Source organism: Streptomyces sp. KL116D (genome assembly GCF_030766975.1).
In the GTDB taxonomy this organism is placed as follows: domain Bacteria; phylum Actinomycetota; class Actinomycetes; order Streptomycetales; family Streptomycetaceae; genus Streptomyces; species Streptomyces longispororuber_A.
Window position 1 is genome coordinate 1 of sequence record NZ_JASERH010000099.1, and the last position, 16946, is coordinate 16946.

General features: G+C 69.5%; 14 protein-coding genes and 1 tRNA gene. 8 read left to right on the forward strand and 7 right to left on the reverse strand.

The annotated features are described in order from the left end of the window. A partial coding sequence (locus RBJ77_RS39400) for a PucR family transcriptional regulator (RefSeq protein ID WP_372349367.1) occupies window positions 1–1290 on the forward strand: 1290 nt, incomplete at its 5' end. A 404-nt stretch (window positions 1291–1694) separates the two neighbouring features. Here the strand turns inward: RBJ77_RS39400 and dapE are convergent. From dapE to RBJ77_RS39425, 5 genes are all read right to left on the reverse strand, one after another. Beyond that, window positions 1695–2780 (reverse strand): succinyl-diaminopimelate desuccinylase, encoded by a 1086-nt coding sequence (gene dapE, locus RBJ77_RS39405; protein WP_372349368.1) that lies wholly within the window; start codon window positions 2778–2780, stop codon window positions 1695–1697. Then, complete coding sequence (locus tag RBJ77_RS39410) at window positions 2777–4225, reverse strand: amino acid permease (RefSeq protein WP_372349369.1); 1449 nt, start codon at window positions 4223–4225, stop codon at window positions 2777–2779. Before RBJ77_RS39410 ends, dapE begins: the two co-directional genes overlap by 4 nt. Before the next feature lie 133 nt (window positions 4226–4358). After that, window positions 4359–5000: an IclR family transcriptional regulator gene (locus RBJ77_RS39415; RefSeq protein ID WP_255982055.1), complete on the reverse strand. Its 642-nt coding sequence runs from the start codon at window positions 4998–5000 to the stop codon at window positions 4359–4361. Between the two features lie 271 nt (window positions 5001–5271). Beyond that, window positions 5272–7065, reverse strand: coding sequence for a DEAD/DEAH box helicase (locus RBJ77_RS39420; RefSeq protein ID WP_255982053.1), 1794 nt, complete (start codon window positions 7063–7065; stop codon window positions 5272–5274). 210 nt (window positions 7066–7275) lie between these two features. Continuing rightward, window positions 7276–8751 (reverse strand): MFS transporter, encoded by a 1476-nt coding sequence (locus RBJ77_RS39425; protein WP_372349370.1) that lies wholly within the window; start codon window positions 8749–8751, stop codon window positions 7276–7278. Between the two features lie 193 nt (window positions 8752–8944). Between RBJ77_RS39425 and RBJ77_RS39430 the strand changes: the two genes are divergently transcribed. Together RBJ77_RS39430 and RBJ77_RS39435 are read left to right on the forward strand one after the other, a co-directional pair. Further along, window positions 8945–9016: transfer RNA gene (locus tag RBJ77_RS39430), tRNA-Cys, on the forward strand. Between the two features lie 174 nt (window positions 9017–9190). Then, a complete protein-coding gene (locus RBJ77_RS39435) occupies window positions 9191–9829 on the forward strand; it encodes a DinB family protein (protein ID WP_372349371.1) in 639 nt (212 codons plus the stop codon). Window positions 9830–9839: 10 nt separating this feature from the next. Here RBJ77_RS39435 and RBJ77_RS39440 read toward each other — a convergent pair whose 3' ends face one another. Further along, window positions 9840–10397: an AAA family ATPase gene (locus RBJ77_RS39440; protein ID WP_372349372.1), complete on the reverse strand. Its 558-nt coding sequence runs from the start codon at window positions 10395–10397 to the stop codon at window positions 9840–9842. A 412-nt stretch (window positions 10398–10809) separates the two neighbouring features. After that, on the reverse strand, window positions 10810–11052 hold the full coding sequence (locus RBJ77_RS39445) for a hypothetical protein (protein WP_372349373.1): 243 nt from the start codon (window positions 11050–11052) through the stop codon (window positions 10810–10812). 625 nt (window positions 11053–11677) lie between these two features. Between RBJ77_RS39445 and RBJ77_RS39450 the strand changes: the two genes are divergently transcribed. The 5 genes from RBJ77_RS39450 (at window position 11678) to RBJ77_RS39470 (ending at window position 16846) form a co-directional block, all read left to right on the forward strand. Next, window positions 11678–12301 (forward strand): Uma2 family endonuclease, encoded by a 624-nt coding sequence (locus tag RBJ77_RS39450; protein WP_372349374.1) that lies wholly within the window; start codon window positions 11678–11680, stop codon window positions 12299–12301. A 143-nt stretch (window positions 12302–12444) separates the two neighbouring features. After that, complete coding sequence (locus RBJ77_RS39455; RefSeq protein ID WP_372349375.1) at window positions 12445–12963, forward strand: hypothetical protein; 519 nt, start codon at window positions 12445–12447, stop codon at window positions 12961–12963. Continuing rightward, window positions 12963–15284 (forward strand): hypothetical protein, encoded by a 2322-nt coding sequence (locus RBJ77_RS39460; RefSeq protein ID WP_372349376.1) that lies wholly within the window; start codon window positions 12963–12965, stop codon window positions 15282–15284. Before RBJ77_RS39455 ends, RBJ77_RS39460 begins: the two co-directional genes overlap by 1 nt. A 66-nt stretch (window positions 15285–15350) precedes the next feature. Next, window positions 15351–15920, forward strand: a complete 570-nt coding sequence (locus RBJ77_RS39465) for a hypothetical protein (protein ID WP_372349377.1) — start codon at window positions 15351–15353, stop codon at window positions 15918–15920. Window positions 15921–16234: 314 nt separating this feature from the next. Then, the gene (locus RBJ77_RS39470) at window positions 16235–16846 is read left to right on the forward strand and encodes a hypothetical protein (protein ID WP_372349378.1); all 612 of its coding nucleotides are present in this window, start codon (window positions 16235–16237) and stop codon (window positions 16844–16846) included. The last annotated feature ends 100 nt before the right edge of the window (window positions 16847–16946 follow it).

A 16946-nucleotide genomic window follows, 5' to 3' on the forward strand; every position in this document is an offset into this window, starting at 1 on the left:
GCGGCGGAGCGGGCCGGGATCGCCCTGCTCACGGTCGACGAGGACGCGGCCTGGCACCGCGTCCACCTGCTGCTGTCCGCGGCGGCGGGCGCCGGGGCGGGCGGTGCGCCGACGCCGGGCGGCGATCTGTTCGCGCTCGCCGACGCCGTCGCCGCGGCGGTCGGCGGGGCCACCGCCATCGAGGACCCGCGCCAGCGCATCCTCGCCTACTCGACCGTGCCCGGGCAGGCCGTCGACGAGGACCGGCGCAACGGCATCCTCGGCCTCCAGGTCCCCGACAGCCCGGAGAACGCCGAGCAGTACCGGGCCCTGTTCGCCGCCGACGTCCCGCTGCGGCTGCCCGCGCTCGACGCCGACAACCTGCCCAGGATCGCCGTGGCCGTGCGCGCGGGCGGCGAGACGCTCGGCTCGCTGTGGGTCGTCGACGACGGCGGTCTCGCCCCCGACGCCGAGGACGCCCTCGCCCAAGGGGCGTCCACCGCCGCCCTGTTGCTGCTGCGGGCCCGCGCCGCGCAGGAGCTGGCCCGGCACCTCGGCGGGGACCTGCTGCGCCGGGTCCTGGACGGCACGGTCGACCCGGCCGGCGCCGCGCACCGGCTGGGCCTGGGCGCGGGCACCGAGCCGGTACGGGTGGCGGCGTTCGTCCCGGCGGGCGCCAGCACGGCACCGGACGTCGAACGGACGGCGCTGCGCCTCCTCGACCTCGTCCGGCTGCAGTGCGAGGCGCGCTACGGGCGGCACGCCTGCGTCCTGGTCGACGGGGTCGTCTACGCCCTGCTGCCCGCCACCGGCGAACGCGGCGCCGCCCGCCACAAGCGGCTCGCGCAGGACATCGTGGAGCGGGCGGGACAAGCGCTGCGCACCCCCGTGCGGGCCGGGCTCGGCGCGCTGGTGCCGGGGCTCGCGCGCGCCGCGGACTCCCGGGACGACGCCGATCTGGTGCTGCGCTGCCTCTCGGCGGAGCTGCCGGTCGCGCTGGTGGACGACGTCCAGGCCCGGGTGACCCTGCTGCGGCTCGGTGAACTCCTGGGCGGGCGGCGGGAGTTGATGGAGGGGGCGTGGGTCCGGGTGCGGGCGTACGACGCGGAGCACGGTACGGACTACGCCCGTACGGTCAGGGCGTGGCTGGAGGCCGGCTGCGACATGGCGGGCGCGGCGAAGCGGCTCGCCGTCCATCCCAACACCTGCCGGTACCGCCTCCGGCAGGCGCGGGAGCAGGTGGGCCTGGACCTGGACGACCCGGACGAGCGCCTGATCCTGTGGCTCACGGCCCGACTGGACTCCGCCTGAACACCACCGACTGCGTCTGCCGGGCAGGTCCTTCGTCGCGGGGTGCGGGTCGTGGTGGGTTGCTCGCGCAGTTCCCCGCGCCCCTGAAGGCATGCGCTGCGCGCAGCCTTCCCCGGCCCGGAGATGCCGCACGAAGTGCGCATCTCCAGGGGGCGCGAGGAACTGCGCGACCAACCCCCACCGACCCGCAGCCGAAGCCGCAGGCATCCAGGGGCGCGAGGAACTGCGCGACCAACCCCCACCGACCCGCAGCCGAAGCCGCAGGCATCCAGGGGCGCGGGGAACTGCGCGACCAACCCCCACCGGCCCACAGCCGAAGCCGCAGGCATTCAGGGGCGCGGGGAACTGCGCGACCAGCCCCCACCGGCCCGCAGCCGCCCACGAAACCTCGAAGCCGCGGCGCGTCAGCGCAACCAGGCGCCCAACTTCCGCTCACACTCGACCAGCTGCCCCACGGGAACGTACTCCTCGGCCGTATGGGCCAGCACCGGATCACCCGGCCCGAAGTTCACCGCCGGCACCCCCAGCTCCGTGAAGCGCGCGACATCCGTCCACCCCAGCTTGGGCCGCGGCTCGACCCCGAGGAACCGGACCAGCGACCCCACGGCCGCCCGGTCGAGACCCGGCAGGGCCCCGGGCACGACCTCCGTCACCTCGAACTCGTACTCCGCCGGGAAGAGCCCCCGCACGTACGCCTCCGCCTCCGCGGCCGAACGGCTGGGCGCGAAGCGGGCGTTGAGGGAGATGACGCAGGTGTCGGGGACGACGTTCCCGGCGACCCCGGCCCGCACGGCGACGGCGCTGAGCCCTTCCCGGTACTCCAGGCCGTCGATGACGACCCGCTCCGGCACGTGCGCGTCGAGCACGCGCAGCACCTCCGCCGACCGGTGCACCGCGTTGACGCCCCGCCAGGCCCGCGCCGTGTGCGCCCGCGCGCCCCGCACCGTGATGTCGGCGCACAGCACGCCCTGGCAGCCCGCCTCGACCCCGGCGTCGGACGGCTCCATCAGGATCGCGAGGTCCGCGGCGAGCAGCTCGGGCCGCTCGGTGGCGATCCGGTGCAGCCCGTTGCGGTCGCCCTCGACCTCCTCGCACTCGTAGAAGACGTACGTGATGTCGCGCGACGGCGCGGTCAGGGTCGCGGCGAGCCGCAGCGCGACGGCGACGCCGCCCTTCATGTCGCAGGCGCCGAGCCCGTACAGCAGGTCGCCCTCCTGCCGCGCGGGCAGGTTCCCGGCGGCGGGCACCGTGTCCAGGTGTCCGGCGACGATCACCCGCTCGGGGCGGCCGAGGCCGGTGCGGGCGACGACCGAGTTGCCGACCCGTTCGACGGTGAGGTGCGCCAGTGCGGCCAGCGCGGACTCGACGGCGTCCGCGAGCGGCTTCTCGTCGCCGCTCTCGGAGGGGATGTCGACGAGCGCGCGGGTCAACGCGACGACGTCCGAGCCGAGTTCGAGAACAGGGGCGGGGGCGGGGGCGGGGGCGGTCACGACTGCTCCTCGGGGGCGGAGTTGAGCTTGGAGTGCTTCATCCCGTACAGCCGGTAGACGACGAGCCCGACCGCCATCCACGCGCCGAACGCGATCCAGGTGTCCGTACCGAGGCTGAACAGCATGTAGCCGCAGCAGACCACACCGAGCACCGGCACCAGCGGCGACAGCGGCACCCGGAAGCTGCGGGGCGCGTCGGGGTCGCGGCGGCGCAGCAGCACCACGGCGATGTTCACCAGGGCGAAGGCGAACAGGGTGCCGATGCTGGTGGCGTCGGCGAGGCTGCCCAGCGGGACGAGCGCGGCCAGGACGGCGATGAAGGACGAGACGATCACGGTGTTGGCGCGCGGCACCCCGCTTTTCGCGTGCACCCGGGAGAAGACGGGCGGCACGAGGCCGTCCCGCGACATGGCGAACAGGATGCGGATCTGCCCGTACTGGACGGTGAGCACGACGCTCGTGGTCGCCACGACCGCACCGGCCGACAGCAGGATCGGCCAGAGGCTGCCGCCGCCGACGGCCTGCACGAGCACCTGGCTCAGCGTCGCCTCGGTGCCCCCGAAGTCCTGCCACGGCATGGCGCCGAGCGCGGCGACGGCGACGAGCACGTACAGCGCGGTGACCAGGACGAGGGACAGGATGATGGCGCGCGGCAGGTCCCGCTGCGGGTTCTTCGCCTCCTCGCCGGCGGTGGAGGCCGCGTCGAAGCCGATGTACGAGAAGAAGAGGGACGCGGCGCCCGCGCTCATCCCGGCGGCGCCGAGCGGGAACAGCGGCTGGAAGTTGCCCGCGTGGAACGCCGTGAAGGCGACCGCGCAGAACATCACCAGGGAGGCCACCTTCACGCCGACCATGACGACGTTGGCGACGGCGCTCTCCTTGGCGCCGCGCAGCAGCACGACCATGGCGAGGACGACGATGAGCGCGGCCGGGACGTTCAGCACGCCGCCCGCGCCCGGGGGCGCGCTGAGCGCGTCGGGCAGGGTGACGCCGACCGTCAGGTCGAGCAGCTCGTTCACGTACTGGCCCCAGCCGACGGCGACGGCCGCGACCGACACCCCGTACTCCAGGATCAGACACCAGCCGCACACCCAGGCGACGAGTTCGCCGAGCGTCGCGTACGCGTAGCTGTACGAGGAGCCGGACGCGGGGATCATGCCGGCGAGCTCGGCGTACGACAGGGCCGAGAACAGCGCCGTGACCCCGGCGAGCGCGAACGACACGACGATGGCGGGCCCGGCGTCGGGCACCGCCTCGCCGAGGACGACGAAGATGCCGGTGCCGAGCGTGGCGCCGACGGACAGCAGGGTCAGCTGCCACATGCCCATGGTGCGGCGCAGCGCGGTGCCCGTGGCGGCGGCCGCCGCCACGTCCTGGCGCCGCGTCAGCCGCGCCGCGAGACCGCTTCCCGGACCACCGTCCGGACGTGTACGAACCGTCTCCACGGCACCGCTCCCCTCACCCCTGCACTGGTTGTCGCCCTGATGATGCTGAGCGGGCAGGCAGTGGGGTTGGGAACATCGGCCAGAAAGGGAGGGGCCCGCTTGGCCGGTCGGCCAAAGGGGCCCGGTGCCGGGTTCAGCGCAGCGCGTCGGCCACTTCGCGGGCGGCGTCGAGGACCCGGGGGCCGACCCGCTCGGGCACCGCGTCCGCCAGCATCACGACGCCCACGCTGCCCTCTATCCCGGTCACGCCGAGCAGCGGCGCCGCGGCACCGCTCGCGCCGGCCTCCAGCTCGCCGTGGGTGAGGGTGTAGCCGTGTTCGGGCAGCACGCCCTGCCGGGCCCCGAGGATGGCGCGGCCCGCGGCCCCCCGGTCGAGCGGATGACGGAACCCGGTCCGGTACGCCACGTGGTAGTCGGTCCAGGTCGGCTCGACGACGGCCACGGCCAGCGCCTCCGTACCGTCCACCAGCGTCAGATGGGCGGTCGCCCCGATGTCCTCGGCCAGCGAGCGCAGTGCGGGCAGTGCGGCCTCCCGCACCAGCGGATGGACCTGCCGGCCCAGGCGCAGCACGCCGAGCCCGACCCGGGCGCGGCCGCCCAGGTCGCGGCGGACGAGGGCGTGCTGTTCCAGCGTGGCGAGCAGACGGTAGACGACGGTGCGGTTGACGCCGAGCTTGTTCGAGAGCTCGGTCACGGTCAGCCCGTGGTCGGTGTCGGCGAGCAGTTTGAGGACGCGCAGTCCCCGGTCGAGCGTCTGGGAGGTCTCCGCGGTCACGACGCCCACTCCTTAGTGGTGAGGGTCGGCGGCTCGGACGTGGCTGCCCCGCCGCCTGTCCCGTGGGCGACGCGCGTCAGAGGCCGCCGGTCGGTGATCAGGCGCTGGGCTGTGCACGTGCATACCGGCTGCAGTCCGGGGCGGCGCTGCCACGGAGCGTGTGCGTTGCCGGGAATGTAGCGAGGACGTCCCGCTGAGCGGAAGACTCCGTCCAGAATCCGGTCAGTCCCCGGCCTGAGTTGTACGCGATTGCCCGCACATGACCCCCGCGTCACTTCATGCGGGTGGCCCACTCCTGCACCTTGGCGATGCGCTGCCGCAGCTGCCCGCCGGTCGCCTCGGCGCTCGGCGGGCCGCCGCAGACCCGCCGCAGCTCGGTGTGGATCACCCCGTGCGGCTTGCCGCTCTGGTGGACGTACGCGCCGACCATCGTGTTCAGCTGCTTGCGCAGCTCCATCAGCTCCTTGTGGGAGACGACGGGCCGCCGCTCGGCGGGCAGTTCGAGCAGATCCGCCTCGCTGTCGGGCTTCTTCTTGCTGTGCGCGATCTGCCGGGCCTGCCGCTTCTGGAGCAGCAGCTGCACCTGGTCGGGTTCGAGGAGTCCGGGAATGCCGAGGTAGTCCTGCTCCTCCTCGCTGCCGGGGTGGGCCTGCATGCCGAACTCGGCGCCGTCGTAGAGGACCCGGTCGAAGACGGCCTCGGACTCCAGCGCCTCGAAGGAGAACTGCTCCTGCTCGCCGGTGTCCTCGTCCTGCTGCTTGTTCGCCTCGTCCATCTCCTGCTCGGACTCGGCGTAGGGGTCCTCCTCCCCGTCCTTCTTCGGCTTGTCGAGGACGTGGTCGCGCTCGACCTCCATCTCGTTGGCGAAGCCGAGCAGGTCCGGGACGGTGGGCAGGAAGACGGAGGCGGTCTCGCCGCGCCGCCTGGACCGTACGAAACGGCCGACGGCCTGCGCGAAGAACAGCGGCGTCGAGATGGTGGTGGCGTACACGCCGACGGCCAGGCGCGGCACGTCGACGCCTTCCGACACCATGCGCACGGCGACCATCCACCGGTCCTCGCTCGCCGCGAAGTCGTCGATCCGCTTCGAGGCGCCGGTGTCGTCGGAGAGGACGAGCGTGGCCTTGCTGCCGGTGATCTCCCGGATCAGCTTGGCGTAGGCGCGCGCGGACTCCTGGTCGGAGGCGATGACGAGGGCGCCCGCGTCCGGGATGCCCTTCCTGACCTCGGTGAGCCGGGCGTCGGCGGCCCGCAGCACGCTCGGCATCCACTCGCCGCGCGGGTCGAGCGCGGTCCGCCAGGCCTGGCTGATGGCGTCCTTGGTCATCGGCTCGCCGAGCCGCGCGGCGATCTCGTCACCGGCCTTGGTGCGCCAGCGCATGTTGCCGCTGTACGAGAGGAAGATGACGGGCCGCACGACGCCGTCGCCCAGCGCGCTGCCGTAGCCGTACGTGTAGTCGGCCGACGAGCGCCGGATGCCGTCGTTGCCCTCCTCGTACTGGACGAAGGGGATGGGGTTGGTGTCGGAGCGGAACGGCGTACCGGTCAGCGCGAGGCGGCGGGTGGCCGGCTCGAACGCCTCCAGGCACGCCTCGCCCCAGGACTTCGAGTCACCGGCGTGGTGGATCTCGTCGAGGATGACGAGCGTCTTGCGCTGCTCGGAGCGGTTGCGGTGCAGCATCGGGCGCACGCCGACACCGGCGTACGTCACGGCGACGCCGTCGTACTCCTTGCTGAGCGGGCCCGCGCTGTACTCGGGGTCCAGCTTGATGCCTATGCGGGCGGCCGCCTCGGCCCACTGCTTCTTCAGGTGCTCGGTCGGCGCGACCACGGTCACCTGCTGCACGACGTGGTGGTGCAGCAGCCAGGAGGCGAGGGTGAGCGCGAAGGTCGTCTTGCCGGCGCCAGGGGTCGCGACCGCGAGGAAGTCGCGGGGCTGTTCCTGGATGTACCTCTCCATCGCCCCCTGCTGCCAGGCGCGCAGCTTGTTGGCGGTGCCCCAGGGGGCGCGGCCGGGGAAGGCGGGTGAGAGGTGGTGGGACGAGGAGGCGGCGGTAGTAGTCACGGTCTCCGGAATCACTGGGGCTGGACGGCACGGCTACGTATGACAACCGGGCCACCCTACCGGTGAGCGTGTTGACGAGCGCGGTGGACGAGGCCGGGCCGGGGACGGTTGCGACACGCATCACAGATCAACTGCCCGCCGTGCACGGGGAGTCGCCGTCACGTCACCGGGATTCCGGTGACGGCTGGTCGGCTGGCCGCTTGGCCGTCGTCACCGGGATTCCCGCAGCCGGGTCCCGACCCAGGCCCCGACCAGCGCCACCACCGCCATCGGCAGGAAGACGGCGACGAACGCCCCCGGGTGCGAGCCGGTCGCGCCCTCGGTCACCCCGTGCCCGACCGCTCCCCCGCCCAGCGCGGCGAAGGCGGCGCCCCCGGCGGCGAGCAGCACGACGTTCGACAGGCCGTCGGAGATCTGGAGCGCGGCGGAGTTCGTCCCGGCCTCCTCGGGCGCGGACAGCTGGAGCAGCAGCACGCTCGTGGAGGAGATGACGAGCCCCATCCCCAGACAGCCGAAGCCCCACGCCACCGCGACGATCCACACCGGCACGGCCTCGATCAGCACGCTCGGCGCGGTCACGATGGCGGCGGCGACCAGCACCATGCCCCCGGCGACCATCCGGTCCCGGTACGGTTCGAGCCGCGGCCGCGACTGCACCCACGACCCGAGCGCCCACGTCGCACCGCCCGCGGCCAGCGAGAAACCGGCGAGCGTCGGCGAGAGCCCGCGCTGGGTGACCAGCATCAGCGGGACGAACGACTCGGCCGCGATGAACGACCCGGCCGCGATCCCGCGCAGCAGCACCACCGACGGCAGCCCGCGCACCGCCCGATACGTGCCGCGCGGCAGCAGCCCGAGCACGGACGGCACGAGCAGCGCGGCACCGGCCGCACCGGGCAGCAGGGACAGCCACCGCAGGTCCTGGGCGGCGTACTGGAGCAGCCCCGCGCCGAGCGAGATCCCGAACGCCAGCCGGATCCGCCGCCGGTCGACGCCGCCGTCGCCCACGGCGCCCGCGGGCGGCCCGCCGGCCCGCCGCCTGATCTGCGGCAGCGCGAGCGCGAGGGGAAGGACGACGAGGACGGGGATCCCGAGGAACACCCACCGCCATCCGACGTGCTCGGTGACGGCCCCCGCCGCCAGCGGCCCCACGACGGACGGCACCACCCAGCTCGCCGCGAACGCCGCCATGATCGCGGGCCGCAGCCGCTCCGGGTAGGCGCGGCTGACGACCACGTACAGGGCGACGATGACCAGCCCGCCGCCGAGCCCCTGCACGGCCCGCCCGGCGACGAACAGCCACATGCCGCCCGCGGTCCCGGCGAGCACGAGCCCGGCGGCGAACGTCGCGATCCCGGCGGTGACCGGCCCCAGCGGCCCGCGCCGGTCGGCCCACTGCCCGGCGAGCACCATCCCGAACAGGCTGGTCGTGAAGTACCCGGAGAACGCGAAGGCGTACAGCGACACCCCGTCCAGCTCGCGCGCGGCGACCGGCATCGCGGTGCCGACAGCGGTCGCCTCGAAGGCGATGAGGAGGACGACGGTGACGATGCCGATGCTGAGCGCGCGATAGGTCTTGCCGAGCACGCCCTCGGGCTCACCGGGCTCGCCGCCCGATATGTGGGCAGCGGCATCGCGGACGGAGGCGGGGGCAACGACGTCCATGTCGTCTTCGAGGGCGGTCATGCGGATCAGAGTAAGGGGCGTCCGGGCGACTGACCCCTGTCCGGAGACGGGGTTGTGGGTGGTCCCTTCGTCGTACGTCCCCGGGGCGGCCGGCCCGGATCGTGAACGGCGTGTGGCAGTCGCGTTGCAGGGCGGGCCGGACCCTTGAGGCGGGATCGGCGGGGCGCCTACGGTCGAACCAGTTGGAGAACACGGCCGTATGCCCGAGTGGTTTAGGGATTCGCCTGCAAAGCGAAGCACACCGGTTCGATTCCGGTTACGGCCTCCGGCAGCTCGACGGCGCTGGGCTGCATGTTCACGAAGGGGCGTCCCGCTGCGGCGGGACGCCCCTTCGGCATGCTCGGGCCGGCACCGATGATTTCGCAGGCCGGCGGAAGTCCCCCTCCCCGGAGACCACGCCCACGCCCACGCCCGCATCCAAGCCACGGGAAGGCTGCCCATGCCCGCCAACAGAACGCAGACGCCCCCGCCCTCTCCGTCCTCTCCGCCCTGCCCCACGACAGGGGAATCGGGGGCCCTCCACCACTTCCTCCGGGCACAGCGCTCCGGAGCCCTGGCGATCCTCGAAGGACTCACGGAGGACCAGCTCCGCACCCCGGTCCTGCCCTCGGGATGGACACCGATCGGCCTCGTCGAACACCTGGGGCACGCGGAACGTCACTGGTTCCAGGAGGTGACCCGGGGCACGGCGCCCCCGCTGCCGTGGCCGACCGAAGAGACGAACCCGGCGAACCCGGGAGACCCTGCGAACCCTGGAGACCCTGCGAACCCTGGAAACCCTGCGGACCCGGAGAACCCGGAGAACCCGGAGAACCCGACGAACCCCTTGTCGTCAGAGCACCCGACGGCCGAGGTCATCGCGTTCTACCGCTCCCAGTGCGAACTGTCCGACGCCGTCCTCGCCTCGACGCCCCTGGACGCACGCCCGTTGGGCCGCCACGACGGGGACCTCGACGACGACGTCACCGACCTGCGCTGGATCGTCCTGCACATGATCGAGGAGACGGCCCGCCACCTGGGTCACCTGGACGCCGCCCGGGAACTCCTGGACGGCCGCACCGGCCTCGCCCCGCGCTGACCGCGCCTGCTCACCCGACGCGAGCCTCGGCCAGCCCCGCCAGAACGGCATCGACGGTCGCGTCCACGGTGAGGTCGGACGTGTCGAGCCACAACCCGATCCGAGGAGTCTCCTCCCGCAGCACCCGGTCGAGCTCGCGCACCCCCCACTCGCCGTACCCGCTCTTGCCGCGGGCGGCCTCCCGGGCGACGACCGCGTCGGCGCGGGGCGCGAGCACGACGACGTACACCGGCCGCACGCCGAGCCCGTCCACGTACTCGACGTACTCCTGGAGGTACTCCCCCAGCACGACGTCCTGCACGACGGCGGTGAACCCGCCCCGCACGTACCCCTCGGCCACCCGCGCCGACTGCCGGTACCGCAACCGGAGTTGAGCCTCGGCCTCCGCCCCGGCCCCCGGCTCGTACTCGACCCGCCCCGACACGACCATCCGCCGGAACAGATCCCCCCGCACGTGCGCGGCCCGCGGCAGCCGCTCGGCGAGAGACTGCGCGATCGTGGACTTGCCGGAGGCCATGATCCCGGTGACGAGGACGACGGCGGAGTCGAGCGACGACGATGAGGCCATGCCCTCATCCTGGATCACCGAGCCCAGCCCCCGCCCGCCGCGGGACAGATCTCGGTCACCGGATCGGGATTTCCACGCCCCGGTGCACGAGCAACCGGCGGCTCCCGCGCTCAACTACCAATAGTTGAGGGAAAATCCCTTCCCCACCACCCCGGCCGCGCACACCCGACGACTCACCCGGCGTCACTCACAAGAGTGGCGATCGCCAACTCAACTTGCGTGGGCCGCAGTTCACCGACCACGCTCACGACACAAGTTGAAGCTCAAGCTCAACAACCCCACACAGACTTCGGCCCCCGCCGGGACTGCCATCCCACTGCGAGGGCCTGACCACCCAGGAAGCGAACCCTTCCCGATGGCTACGAACAAGCCTAGCGCCCCCGTATGCGCGCGCCCCGGACTTCCACTCACATCACGCGCGGTAGCCACACGCAGTGGCGGCGTACGGCACGTGCACGTCCGGCACCCGACTCGCTACACGGTGATCGGCAACCACCTGCTCCAGCACCGCGAGCTCTCCCTCACGGCGATCGGCCTGGCCGGACACATCCAGTCGCTCCCGCCCGGCGCCAGCATCACGATCAAATCGCTGGCCGCCCGCTTCCCGGAGGGCGAGGTCCGCATCGCGCGGGCCCTGCGCGAACTGGAGTCCCACGGCTACCTGTCCCGCACCCGCCGACGCCTGCCGTCGGGCCAGATGGTCACGCACACGACGTCGTACAACAACCCCGGGGCCCGTCCCACGCGCACCGCAACCGCAGCCGCAACCGCAACCGCAGCCGGACCGACACAAACCCCACCGCAGCGCAGCAATCAGGCGACTCCCCTCCCGCCACCGGAACTCGACGCTACCGACCCCGCGGTGAGCATCCTCGCCTCCCTCCGCCGAGACGACCCCCGCCTCACGCTCCCCGCCCGCGACGTGGCCCGCCTCGCTCCGGCGGTGACAGCCTGGCTGGACAGGAACATCACGCCGGAGGCGGTACGCAGAACCCTGACCTCAGCGCTTCCCACATCGCCGGTCCACCACCCGGCGGCCCTCCTTTCCCACCGTCTGACGAACCTCCTGCCACCCCCGCTGCCGCCACGCCCCCACCTACTCCCCACAGCCTCAACGGCACCCCGCCCGGCACCCCTGCAGAACTGCGACGGCTGCGACCGAGCGTTCCGCGCGACGGAACCTGGCCTGTGCCGCGCATGCGGGGCCGGGGCGCAGGGGGCCGCCTAGCATGAGACTCATGACTCCTGCCCATGAGCAGCAACGACACGGAGCGAGCGACATGTCCATCGCCCCCGACAGCGAGCACATGGCCGCGCACCTCTACCGGACGATGCGGGAGTTCGTGCAGTCGATGGACGACACCCTCCCGGGGAAATTCGAGATCACCAAGGAAGGCATCGTCCACGACATGATGTCGCCGGCCAAGCCCCACGAACTGACCGCACTGCGCATCCGCAGACGTCTGGACGTGGTGCTGCCCGAGGAGCTGCTGGCGCACACGGGAACGCCCGACGTGGAGGATGCCGCAGCAGGAGTCATGCGCCACCCCGACGTCATGGTGATCGCAGAAACCGACATGGAGGGCGACGGCGCCTTCGATCCGCGCACACTCGTCGCCGCGATCGAAGTCGTCTCCCGGTCCAACCCGGACAACGACTGGGTGGGCAAGATGCGGGACTACCCGGTCATGGGCATCCAGGTCTACGTGATCTTCGATCCCCGTACGGGAACGGGCGCGATCATGACGGACATCCACTCGACCCCGTCGGGCCCGCGCTACTCATCGCGCAAGGACTTCGTCTACGACGAGGACATCGACATCGCGGGCTGGACGATCCCGACGACGAACCTCCCCCGCTACGGCAACCCGCCGCGCACCCCAGCCCCTACAGAATCGCAGTAAAAGGCCCCAATTCCCCCCTCCCCTCACATCCGTGAGAACACCACCACGCTGCGTGATCTTGCCAGCCGCGTTGCTAGGTTGATCGAAGCCAGTGCATCCGATAGTCGCACCAGCAATCACGACACGGGGGAAGGTACTCACCCATGGCATGGGACGAGTGGGAACAGGCCAAGGCGAGCGCGGCCGACCGGCAGTCAACCCATATGCAGTTGAACACGGTCGACGGCGGAGGCCTCGATGGAAGCAGCCCGGCGCTGCCCGGCAGGACCGGCGATCTGAAGGTCTCGGATCGCGATCTGGCCAAGATCGGCGGCGAGGCGGGCGAGCTCTACCACCTGCTGTGGGACAAGGCCCGCATCGCCGACGCGAGCAGCACCAAAGCCGCCGCCGACCTCTTGGGGCAGGGCTTCTCCGTCGGCTCGGGGCTCCAGCACGTGGCGAGCCGCTGGAGCGAGCAGTTGAGCTCCCTGATGGATGCGTGCGCCCACATCTCCAACCACATGCAGACCACGAAGAAGGTCCATGCCGGGGACGAGCACTACATCCAGCGCCAGATGAGCAGCATCGACGCCCTGGACCAGGGCTTCGACGAACGGGTCGGCGAAGAGGGCCGCCGCAACCCCGCGTACTACGGCAAGCCCAGCGACAAGAAGGACGACTGATGGACTTCGACGCGCTGTACCACGCCAACTTCAAGCTGCTCGACGACGCCGTCACGGACTGGGGCGACCTCGTCGGCAACCTGCTGACCCTCAAGACCAGGGCCGAGGACGGCCTGCACCAGGCCGCCAACAAGGCGGACTGGTCCGGCCTCAACTCCCAGGTGACCAAGCGCTTCATCGGCAAGACCGCCGGCGAGTTCGCGGACGCCCACACGCAGGCCACGACGGTTCACAACATCCTCCGCGACACCCGGGGAGAGCTGAAGAAGTACAAGGGCCAGCTCGAGGACGCGGTGGAACGGGGCCGCAAGCAGAACATCACCGTCATCGGCTACGAGGGCGGCTTCACGGTCACCTCGAACGTCCCGCCGGAGGGCCGCGCCCACACGGACAAGGACAACCAGCACGACATCACCGCGCTGCGCGACGAGATCGAGAAGATCCTCAAGAACGCGGCCGAGAGCGACAGCTCCGCGAACGAGGTCCTCAAGGCGATCGCGGACCAGACCGAACTCGGCTTCTCCGACGCGACGTACAAGGACCGGGACGACGCGGCTGCGGCCATCAAGGAAGCCGAGGACCTGGCCAGAATCGCGAAGAAGAAGCCCGAGGATCTCACGGTCGAGGATTTCGACCGAATCAACGCCGGGCTGCAGAAGTACAAGAACGACGAACTGTTCTCGGAACGGTTCGCCACCGTTCTAGGGGCGAAGAAGACGTTGGAGTTCTGGACCGGGTTCACAGACCCCTACGGAAATCGCGATCTGTACCTGGCCCGCAAGGACCAGCTCGACGATCTCCAGCGGAACCTGAGCTTGACTCTCGCCAGCGCTTCGCAAAGCGACTCGGTTGCCATGGCCGACTGGAAGCGCACGGTGATCGAGTCGGGTGACAAGCATCTGGGCCCCAACGGCAGCGGCCCCATGGGCTTCCAAGTCATGAGCAATCTCATGCGGGTGGGCGACTACGACGACAAGTTCATGACCCAGTACGGCGACGCGCTCATGGAGACCGAGCGGCAGCTCACCGGCAAGGGGGAGAACGGCAACACTGCCTGGCAGCACATGGGGGCGGACCAGCGGCTCAATTTCATGGGCAAGGACGGTGGAGACAGCGGCAGCGATCCACTGACCGGCTATCTCAAAGGCCTGTCCAACAGTCCAGACGCGGCCACCGACTTCTTCAACCACGAGTATGTTTCCAAGAACGACCCGGACAATCCATTTGAGTGGGACTCGGACGACGACAACACATACAAGGCCAAGAAGGATCTGTCCAACTTCCAATACCTTTTCGAAGAACGGGAATGGCCTGCGGAGAGAAACCTCTCAGGGGACGAGGTCAATACGGGAAAGAACAACCTCGCATTGGCACTGGAAGCCGCAACGACTGGTCACCCGGCAGGGGAATACCCCACCCTGGACACCCCTGCGCACAGCGCCAGCCAGGCGAAGCTCTTGGAGAACATCGTCTCCTCGGTATCCGAGGATCCGGAACGCCTGAGCAAGAACAGCTACATGTCCGACAGCATGGGACAGATCGCGGCCGAGTACATGCCAGATATTCATCGTGGGCTCCATGCTGCCGGAGACAGCGACGAACAACTCTTCCCCAATGCCGGCAGCACGGCGACACTCAAAGAACAGGACATTACGCGATTCCTGTACACCGTGGGAAGAAACCCTGAGGGCTACACCGCGGTAAATCTCGGCCAGGCCAGTTATACCAGCCAGTTGATGCAGTTCCACTTCCAGAACCCGGATGCATACGCAACCGATCCTCACTTCACTCAAGAGCAGCACCTGCAGCAAGGCGCTAACGAAATCGCGCGAACCGCAGGTGAGGTAGAAGGGTTGATCGGCGGTGGCCGTGCTCTCGAGAGCGAGTTGGAGGGCGCTGCGAAGGACAAGGAATACAACGAGGCACTGGAGCGAGCAGGTACCTGGGGAGGATCGGCGGTCGGCATTGGTATCGGGTTGGGAACAGCACCTTTCACCGGACCAGGGGCTGCTGTAGCTGGCGATCTGGCCGGGACGGCAGCCGATGAAATCATCGGCAAGATCGTCGAAGGGTCCATGAAGGACAGCTCCAACGAAGTGATCTACCGCAACGGAAAGGACTTCGAAGGAACCAAGAACTCAACCTTCGCCATGGTCGAGGAAGCCGCACGGAAAGCGGGGGAAAACTCTGGCCATCGCTACCCATTGATCGAAGCCTCTGTCGCCACCAACTCACAGACGGGCTTCGACGACGCCCATGAAAACACCAAGGCTTACCTTGACGGCCAAGGCAAGGCCAAGGAACTCGACACGGAAGAATAGGCCTTGAGACTCACTCGCCCCAAACTCCTTGTGGTTGCCGGGGCCTCCCTGCTGATACTCGCCACGGTGTTCGCCTACGCCTTCAAACTCCCCCCGTTCAAGAGCCAGGGAGAGATCAACTCAGCCGAGGTCTGCGAATCGCTGGGCTCCCGCACCAAATCGACTGCCATCCTGAGGAAGGTGCTGCCGTCCAGGTCTTCCTACTCGTTCGACGACTCCATCTCCGGCGGACACGACACTACGGGCCTCAGTTACAGATCCACGTGTCAGGTCACTGGGGACAGCAACAAGATCCTGCTCAACGCGCGCACGGAATCGCTGGCATCGGAGTCAGGCGCGAGCTGGCTGAAATGGGTGAAGACAACGGCACTGAGCGATGGTTCCGTACGGTCACTCACGGCATTCCCGGCGGGCGCCGAGGCGGTCGCCTCCGGAAACTTTGCAGCCATCTTCATTCCATGCATCTCCGAAGTTGAGAACCGGAGCCAGCAGTACAACATCAGTCTTTCCGTCGAACTCGGAAGGCCAGGCGGAGAATCGACACGCAGCGAGCTGATCAAGCTGGCCAAGAACGCAGCCACATTCGCACACGGAAAAGCCCGGTGCGACATGCCGCTCAAACTCCAGGACCACTGACACTCCGCGCAGTCCGGGTGAAATCGACCTTGACCCCACCTCCACGGCACCACTAAAAACTCAACGGAAGTGAGCATGTACGGGTTTGCGCACAACAAGAGCTACCCGAATGCTGCCGCACACAGCAAGCGCCAAGGACACGCTCGACTTGATCAAGAACTACGCCAAGAGCATTCCGAGACGAAAGCCTGAGCCGATCTGTGACTTCCACCCAAATTCTGAGTGTGCCCGGCTATCGGTGCCAGCCCGACAGTGCATCCAGGGCTGCACACCGGGCGGTTCGGAACCGATGTGCCCGAATTCCGGTGCGCGCGGTGACTGTCACACTGTTCGTCGCGCTGAGCCTCTCGTCGTGCAGCGACTCGGGCGAGAAGGAATCTTCAGCGAATTCCACCACCGCGCCGAAAATCTGCGCCGAGACACTCGACACCTCTGCCGCAGCATCGCTGGAACGCATGGGAAACGCCTCGGAATTTGAAGAGGTGCATAAATTCTCACCGGCCAACGTCGCTCGACACGTCCAAGACGACGGAGCGATCAGTCGCGGATGCACCATCGCAGCATCCGGCAAGTCGAGCCCAGCACCGATAGTTCAGATCGAGTTCACGGCCATTTCCTACGAACCGAACATGAAGCGCGACCTCGCAAACCGGACCTCCGGTGCCGCGTACTACCCCGTAGGCGTGTACGCCAAGATGACGAGCTCATCCTCGGGAGACATCTACTTCATGTGCCGCACCAAGGGCTCGAACGGCACACTCCCCGCAGTGAAAGCAGAACTCTGGGGCGGCAAGCCGTCCACCAAGGCGAAGTCCACTGACGGGTTGAACGTTCTCATGTCCGTCACCAGGTCCGTGGTGAAAGAACTCGGATGCTCCGCGGAGTCGAATATTCCTGGACAGGTTCCTGCGCCATTGAATGACTGACCGTCGCGAGTGAGCTGGACTGTTCCAACGACGCCTGCGAAGACACCAACACCTACCTTGACGGTCACGGCAAGGCCAAGGAACTCGACACGGAGCGACC